7 protein-coding genes are annotated in these 7,624 nt (G+C 62.6%); all 7 read left to right on the top strand.

The annotated features are described in order from the left end of the window. Positions 1–218: 218 nt before the first annotated feature. Positions 219–404 (top strand): hypothetical protein, encoded by a 186-nt coding sequence (locus AC6H42_RS14695; protein WP_497548367.1) that lies wholly within the window; start codon positions 219–221, stop codon positions 402–404. 143 nt (positions 405–547) lie between these two features. Further along, positions 548–1,282 (top strand): immunity 52 family protein, encoded by a 735-nt coding sequence (locus tag AC6H42_RS14690; RefSeq protein WP_497548366.1) that lies wholly within the window; start codon positions 548–550, stop codon positions 1,280–1,282. A gap of 140 nt (positions 1,283–1,422) precedes the next feature. After that, positions 1,423–1,674, top strand: coding sequence for a hypothetical protein (locus tag AC6H42_RS14685; RefSeq protein ID WP_057153746.1), 252 nt, complete (start codon positions 1,423–1,425; stop codon positions 1,672–1,674). 216 nt (positions 1,675–1,890) lie between these two features. Beyond that, positions 1,891–3,096 (top strand): helix-turn-helix domain-containing protein, encoded by a 1,206-nt coding sequence (locus tag AC6H42_RS14680; protein ID WP_497548365.1) that lies wholly within the window; start codon positions 1,891–1,893, stop codon positions 3,094–3,096. A gap of 221 nt (positions 3,097–3,317) precedes the next feature. Beyond that, positions 3,318–5,294 carry a sialate O-acetylesterase gene (locus AC6H42_RS14675; RefSeq protein ID WP_497548364.1) on the top strand — a complete coding sequence of 659 codons (1,977 nt, stop codon included), beginning with the start codon at positions 3,318–3,320 and terminating at the stop codon, positions 5,292–5,294. A gap of 92 nt (positions 5,295–5,386) precedes the next feature. Continuing rightward, entirely contained in the window at positions 5,387–7,300 is a 1,914-nt protein-coding gene (locus AC6H42_RS14670) for a glycoside hydrolase family 97 protein (protein ID WP_497548363.1), read from the top strand. 9 nt (positions 7,301–7,309) lie between these two features. Further along, positions 7,310–7,624, top strand: a 315-nt coding sequence (locus tag AC6H42_RS14665; protein WP_497548362.1) for a hypothetical protein, incomplete at its 3' end; no start/stop codon positions are given.

The raw sequence follows: 7,624 nt of genomic DNA, 5'->3' as shown, positions 1-7,624 counted from the left end.
TCCCAGCACCTTGTGGCTGGCAAATAAATGAACGCTGGCCTGCGGCCAGCCATCATCAACTAAACTGTTACGGCACTCAACACGGTGCTGAGTCGACGCTTACATTTCCTACTGGGAGGGTTCGAATGCAAATGTTGCCTGAGTACACATGGGATGGGCCCGATATACGTAATATCGGCTCCGATATTACGCGTGACACTGCCTCTTATTAACTTACGATGAAAAAAATTCTTAACGCCCTGCTGGGCTTCGGCTTGGGCCTTTTAACTTTGCCGTCCGAAGCGCAGCAGGGCGCACGCCGTATTACCGCCGACACGAGCGCACCCACTACGCCGGCTTTGACCTTGGTCAGCGTATTCGAAGGAGGACTAAACACCTCTCGCTTCACCGGCCAAGATAATTGACGCCGACCGGACAAGATAGTTGACGCGAACCAGGTGGGGGCGCGCCAAAAAGTGGTGGGCACATTTTGTGGCAGGAGCCCAGCAGGTACGCCTCATTCACAACAGCTTTCTTTCGCGCCGCGCGTGTTTCACCATTACCAGCGATGACGATAAAACCACGAGACGTGCGCTTTGAGGCGCAGTATCGCTTCGACCCAACTCACGTCCCGGACCAATCCGATGACCTGACAGCGCTGTTCCTTTTTCGCCAGCACTTGCGGACATTGTCGCCGCACTTGCAGCAATGGTTCTTGGCCGGAAATTCGAAGAATGAGGCGTTTCTCCATGAGGCGTTTGACGACGATGGACCGGCGTCTGCCTTGCTCGCCGTCCTTAGCGAAACGGAATGGATGAAGAAGAAAACCAGCCTTGCGACGGTCCGATCAGTCGGATTGTGGAACGGCGAAGACAACTACAATGGCGCGTCGATGGGAGTGCTTTTTCGGGATCAAGGAGGGCCATGCATAGCGAGTTTGGAAAACAGCTGTCCAGATATAATTTCGCACGAAGCCGTACTTTCCGTTTTGATGCAAATGGTGAAAATTTGGAACCCGCTCTTCGTTTCGGCTGCCCCCATTTTCTATGATTCGGTATTCAACGACCGTCCTGGCGTTGGTTGGATGCTCTATCTTCCCAAGGTCCTGAGTGCGGGGCAGGTACCAGAGGCGCGGGCTCTTGTGCCTGTGCATGGGGCGGACAAAAAGCAGATCGGTACAATCATCGTAAGCGTCACGGACGAACCGTTCTCTGAACAGAACCCGGAGCACGTCAAGGTTGCCAACGCTATTGAAGTCCGTCTCGCCGGCCAGGACCTGCCGCCGAGATTCACTGATTTGTGACCTCATATCCATCGAAAGTGTCCGTAACGCCGGGAGATGCCGCTTTGACTTCCATCACCGCCGCCAGTATCATGAACAACTCGCCGCTAGCCGGCGATTTTTTATTTCCGGTTCGATATTGCAACATAGCGAAAAAGACCATGGGCCACAACATCCAATCCATCAAAGAAGCCTGCGCCCTCGCGCTGCGTGTCTGGCGCGAAGCGTCGGCCTTCTTCTTCAGCATCGAACTGTGGCTGATGGTGCTGGTGGCCATGGCCACCGTAGGCGGGGTGTTCCTGGCTTTCATGGGCAGCCCGTTCAGCATCCTCGCTTTCGGCTTCGCCATCGCCTACGTCGGCACGCGCGCCGTGCTGCACGCCAAGCGCATCCTGCACTGGCCGTTTATCTGACCTGGCCTGCTTGCCGCCATGGTGGCCGGTGTTGAATTTCGTTGGCTGTATTGAGCATTATCGCAATTGCCGCGCAGCGCGGGCTCATGCAATATAGCGCCTACGACATCACTTCGTAACAACGTCAAGACTAACCACGGTGAGCCGGGCGCAGCGGCCTTGCAAGTATCGCCCCGCCGAGAGGCGTGGCGCCGAGCCTGTTCCAAACCTATCCAAATGCAAGAGCTCTATAAAAAGGCGCTGTTGGCGCTGGTGTTGCTGGTGGTCGCGGACGCGTTGCTGGCGGGCTTTTTCGTCTACCGCAGTTTTCCGACGCAGACGCTGCTGCCGGCACACAGGGATGGCGCCCGCTGGCGTTCCGAAACGTATTCCGATGTCGCGACCGGCGGCGCGTCCGCGGTGCGCTTGCACGGCGCGTCGCGCGAGCGGCTGCGCTTCGACTTCAAGCTGAAGGACGCGGCCCAGTATCCTTTTGTCTCCGCTCTGCTGTTCATGGATGACGGTAAAGGAGGGCAGGCCCATGAGGACTGGTCGCAATTCCATGCCATTAGCTTTGTCGCCAAATGCGCGCCGGCCACGTCCATGGTGTTCGAGCTGGCCACCTTCGATGAAATAGTCTCCAGGCCAGGCAAACTCGATACTTACCGTCCGCCGGGGACGTATTTTTCGTGCAATGAACAGGGTATGCCGGTTACGCTCGACCTGGCCCGGCTGGTTGTCCCCGAATGGTGGTTGCTGTCGATGAAACAGGACTTGGCGCAACAGGGTTATAAACTGGACAGGGTTGCGAGAATCCTGTTTGGCACCAGCAGCGCCACACCACACAATGTTGATACCTATATCGAAATCAGCGAACTGACATTGCATGGCCGGGATTACCGCTATATGGCGGCGATGCTGGCCATTGTTCTGGGTGGCTGGGGCGCATTCGGCGTCTGGTTCTTTGTGGCCCATTCCCGCGCGCTGACGGCAAGCGTGGATTCCAAAATGAAGAAAGATTTGCCATTGCTGGCTTATCGCCAGTTGACCCTGGAACCGTACAAGGATATGGAAAAGACGTCGGTCCTGCGCTATATCGCGACCAACTACACCGATCCCCGACTGGACCTGGAAACCGTGGCGGCCTGGACTGGCGCGAACCGCCACAAAATCAATGAAGTGCTGAAATCCGAACTTGGCATGACATTCACCGCCTATGTGAATAAATTGCGGCTGACAGAAGCGTCCAGGCTGCTCGCCGAGAAAAGCAGCGCGGCCGTGTCGGAAATCGCCTATTCGGTTGGCTATGCGAATGTTCCATATTTTAATCGGCTGTTCAAGGAAGAATACGGCTGCACGCCGAAGTCATTCCGGTCCCTTGCCGCTCAGCCGGGCCAGCAGGCGTTGCCTGCCCAAGTGCCGCCGCGTGAATCGCTCGCTTGAAGCGCCCCGTCCCTGCATCGGCCCGAAGCCGGCCTTGCACTGCGGCTAAAACTTCTTGCAATTTCTGCGGTGTGCAAGGAATTCGCACGCCCGCGATACCGCTGCGCAGGACGTCCATCCTATGCTTCACCCTGTACGGCCCCAGGGTTGCCCTGGCGCGTACGCGCAGTGGCCGGTGCTTGCCCGCCATGCAAATAAATAAGAGTGAATGGGAGACGATTGTGGCAGTGGAAGAAATTCGCGCGTTGCTATGGGCTGCATTGTTGGCTGGACCCGCAGTCCACGCGGAAAATTACAAAGAGGCGCCGGGCTCGCGGCCCCCGGTTTTGGCTGCCATCTTCGGCGACCATGCTGTCTTGCAGCGCGACCAGCCCATCGCCATCTGGGGCAAAGCGCCGGCCGGTAGCGTTGTTAGCGTCCAGCTCAATGGCGAATCGGTGCTGGCCACGGCCGATGGCGGCGGAAAGTGGCGCGCCCGTTTGCCGGCCATGGCAGCAGGCGGCCCCTACGCGCTGAGCGTCGGCGCGAACGGCGGCACCAGCACAGTGAACGACATCATGATCGGGGACGTCTTCCTGTGCGGCGGGCAGTCGAACATGGAACTGCCGATGGCTCAAGCGACGAATGCGGCGATGGACGTCGCGTTCTCCGCCAGCCCGCTGATCCGGTTCGTCAATATCCCGCGCGACAGTTCGGCGGTCCGTCTTGACGATTTCAAGACCGTCCCGCAATGGCAGGTCGCTGGAGCGCAGACTACCGGCCAGGCCTCCGCCGTCTGCTACCACATGGCCCGCGCGCTGCAGCGCCGGTACGAGGTCCCGGTGGGCTTCGTCAACGCCAGTTGGGGCGGCAGCACGATCCAGAGCTGGATCAGCGGCGCGTCCATGCGGAAAATGGCCGGGTACGCCCAGGCGCTGGATGTGGTGGACCAGTACGCGGCGGACGCGGCGGCCGGCATGCGTGCGGAGGAGGTCCGTCAGCAAGCCTGGTGGGAGACGGCCGATCCGCAGGCCCGCGCGCAACGCGCCTGGGCCGGCAAGGCGTTCGACGACAGCGCCTGGCCCGTCATGCAGCCGGCTGGACGCTGGAACGAGTCCGGAATCGGCGCGCTCAGCACACATCGCGGGGTCGCGTGGTTCCGCACTACGGTCGAGCTGACCGCGCAGCAGGCCGCTGCTGTGACCCACCTGTTGCTCGGCCAGGTGGCCACCGCCGACACCACCTGGGTTAACGGCGTGCGGGTGGGCGCCAACACCAACTGGTGGACTGGCCGCGAATACGCCGTGCCCAGAGGCGTGCTCACGCCGGGGCGCAACGTGGTCGCGGTGCGGGTGCTGGGCGACGACCAAGGTGGCGGACTGGTCAGCCCTGCCGGCCAGCGCGCGCTGCGCACCGCGGATGGCGCAAGGATCGCCTTGCCGTCACGCTGGAAGTACCAGGTCGGGTCCCAATTGAGCGCGACGCAGCCGCCCACGCCCTGGGAGGCGCCAACCAGCCTGGGTACGCTGTACAACGGCATGATCGCACCGCTGCAAGGCTATGCGTTCAAACTGGCGGCGTGGTACCAGGGCGAGGCCAACGCCGGCGCGGCCCGGGAATACCGCACTTTGCTGCCGCTGCTGTTCGACGACTGGCGCCAGACCTTTGCCCAGCCGGACTTGCCCTTCCTTGTTGCACAGCTGACTTCGTTCGGGGCGGTGTCGACCACACCGGGCCGGTCGGCGTGGGCCGAATTGCGCCAGGCCCAGTCGGCGGCGGTCCGGAACGATCCGCATGCGGGACTGGCGGTGACCTTCGACTTCGGCGACCGCTCCGATATCCATCCAAGCCAGAAAGCAATTGTCGGTCAGCGCCTGGCCCGGGCCGCCCGTGCGGTGGCATATGGCGAGAAGATCACGCCGGGCGGGCCGGAGGCCGTCTCGGCAAGCCGTAGCGGAGAGGATGTCGTGATCCGCTTTGCCAATACCAATGGCGGGTTGCGGACCTACTCATCGGATACGGCGATCGGATTCGAAGTATGCGAACAGGACGCGTGCCGCTACGCGCGCGCAACAGCCGAGGGCGACACGGTCAGGCTACCGGGCGCGGCCACCGTCCGCGCAAGCAAAGTGCGTTACGGCTGGTCCGACGCGCCGTTTATCAACCTGTTCAGCATGGACGATCTGCCGGCCAGCGGCTTCGAGCTGGATTTGAACTGATGCCGGCACATTTCGGTGTGCCGTGACGACCGCAATGGCGGCAACTGCCACGGTGCGCCGGCCTTTTCCTTCCTTTTTTGAAAAACTATCTGATGACGATGAAAAAACTGAGTGTGCTGTTGGGATTGGCCTTGGCAACTGGCGCCGCGTTCGCGCTCCAGAGTCCGGACCGGCAGCTGGATGTGTCGGTACTGGTCAATCCGGACCAGACCCTGTCCTACAGTATCAAGCGCAACGGCCAGCCGGTGTTGTTGCCTTCGCCGCTGGGCTTGAAGCTGGCCGGCGCGGACTTCTCGCAGGGCCTCAAGCTGGCGGGCACTTCGCCGGTGAGGCCGGTCTCCGAACGTTACACGATGGCGGTGGGCAAGCGCGGTGTCATCCAGTACCGCGCCAACGAGCAGGTGTACTCGCTGGTCAATGCGGCCGGCCACAAGATGGAGGTGGCGTTCCGCGTGTCCGACGATGGCGTGGCCTTCCGCTATGTCGTTGCCGAGCCCCGGCTTGCGTCCAAGCGCTTTGTCGGCGAGACGACCGGTTTCGCATTCGACCCGAAGACGCGCGCCTTCCTGCAGCCGATGGCGGTGGCCAAGAGCGGCTGGGGCAAAACCAACCCTTCCTATGAAGAGCACTACCAGGTCGACATGCCGGTCGGCCAGCCCGCGCCCTTGAAAGCCGGCTGGGTCTTCCCGGCGCTGTTCCGCAGCGGCGAGACCTGGGTGGCGCTGACCGAGGCCAATATGGACGGCAGCTTCCATGCCTCGCGGCTGGCCACCGACTCCCCCGGTGGCGTGTACCGGATCGATGGGCCGACATCGCCGGAGGTTTTCACCAACGGCGGGCTGCTGGCGGAAACCGCGGGCACGCTGGTTACGCCCTGGCGCGTCATTGCCGTGGGTGCGCTCAGCACCGTGATGGATTCCACCCTCGGCACCGACCTGGCGGCGCCGGCGGTCCCGTTCGACGCCAAGCTGATCCGGCCCGGCCATGCATCCTGGAGCTGGCCGCTGCTCAAGGACGAGGCCACGGTGTTCGACGTGCAGAAAAAGTTCATCGACTACGCGGTGGACATGAAATGGGACTACACCCTGGTCGACGCCGAGTGGGATCGGCAAATCGGCTACGCCAAAATGGCCGAGCTGGCGCGCTATGCCGCTGCCAGGGGGGTGGGCGTGCTGGTCTGGTACAACTCGGCCGGCGCGTGGAACGATGCGCCGCAGACGCCGCGCAACCAGCTGTTGACGCGCGATGCGCGCGTGAAGGAATTCGCGCGCCTGAGGAAAATGGGCGTCAAGGGCGTGAAGATCGATTTCTTCGGTGGCGACGGCGCGTCCATGATCCGGTACTACGTCGACATCCTGAAGGACGCGGCCGCTGCCGGCCTGCTGGTGAACTTCCATGGCGCGACGCTGCCGCGCGGACTGGAGCGAACCTTCCCCAACCTGATGACGGCCGAAGCGATCCGCGGGTTCGAGTTCACGACCTTCGACCAGAAAGACCATGACGCCGTCGCGCCCCATGCGGTGAATGCGGCCATGATCCGCAACCTGTTCGACCCGATGGACTTCACGCCGATGGTGTTTGGCGACATGGGCCAGATCAAGCGCCTTACCCGCAACGGCTTCGAGCTGGCCCAGTCGGTGCTGTTCTTGTCGGGCATCCAGCATTTCGCGGAGATCCCGGAGGGCATGGCGAGCGTGCCGGAATATGTCCGAAGCTTCCTGCGCGACTTGCCGCGCCGCTGGGACGACAGCCGCTTCCTCGCGGGCTATCCGGGTTCGCATGTGGTGCTTGCCCGCCAAGCCGGCAGCAGCTGGTATGTGGCCGGCGTCAATGCCGAACAGGGCGAGCGCACGGTCGAGCTGGACCTGTCCTTTATCGGCAAGCGCAAGGGCGCCATGATCACCGACGGCGCCGGCCAGCGCGAATTCAGCCAGGCCGAGCTCCAGTCCGGCAAGGTGCGCGTGACGCTGACACCGCGCGGCGGCTTTGTGGCGGTCTTTCGCTGAGGTGGGATCATGAAATTTCCAGGCAAGGCCATCCCGGCCATCTCGCTCGCGCCCGCTGCCGTTTGCGCCAACGCGGCGGGACCGGTCCCCGGTGGACTGGACAAGAACGGCCGCCGGCTGGCGGCCCCCATCGCCAGCCGCGCCGGCTTTGGCTACGTGCGCCCGGCGCGGTTGCTGGGCGACCTGGCCGCCGGCGGCCTGGTGCGCCGCCGTCGCCCTCCGGTCTCCGCCAGCGCCGCTGCGGTTGCCTTGCTTGCCATCGCCGCCGTGTCATTCGGCTTTCCCGCCGCTGCGGCGGAATGCGGCGCCGACGCATTGGGCACG

Source organism: Massilia sp. NBRC 108631 (genome assembly GCF_059704565.1).
This window is presented reverse-complemented; position numbering and strand designations above follow the sequence as displayed.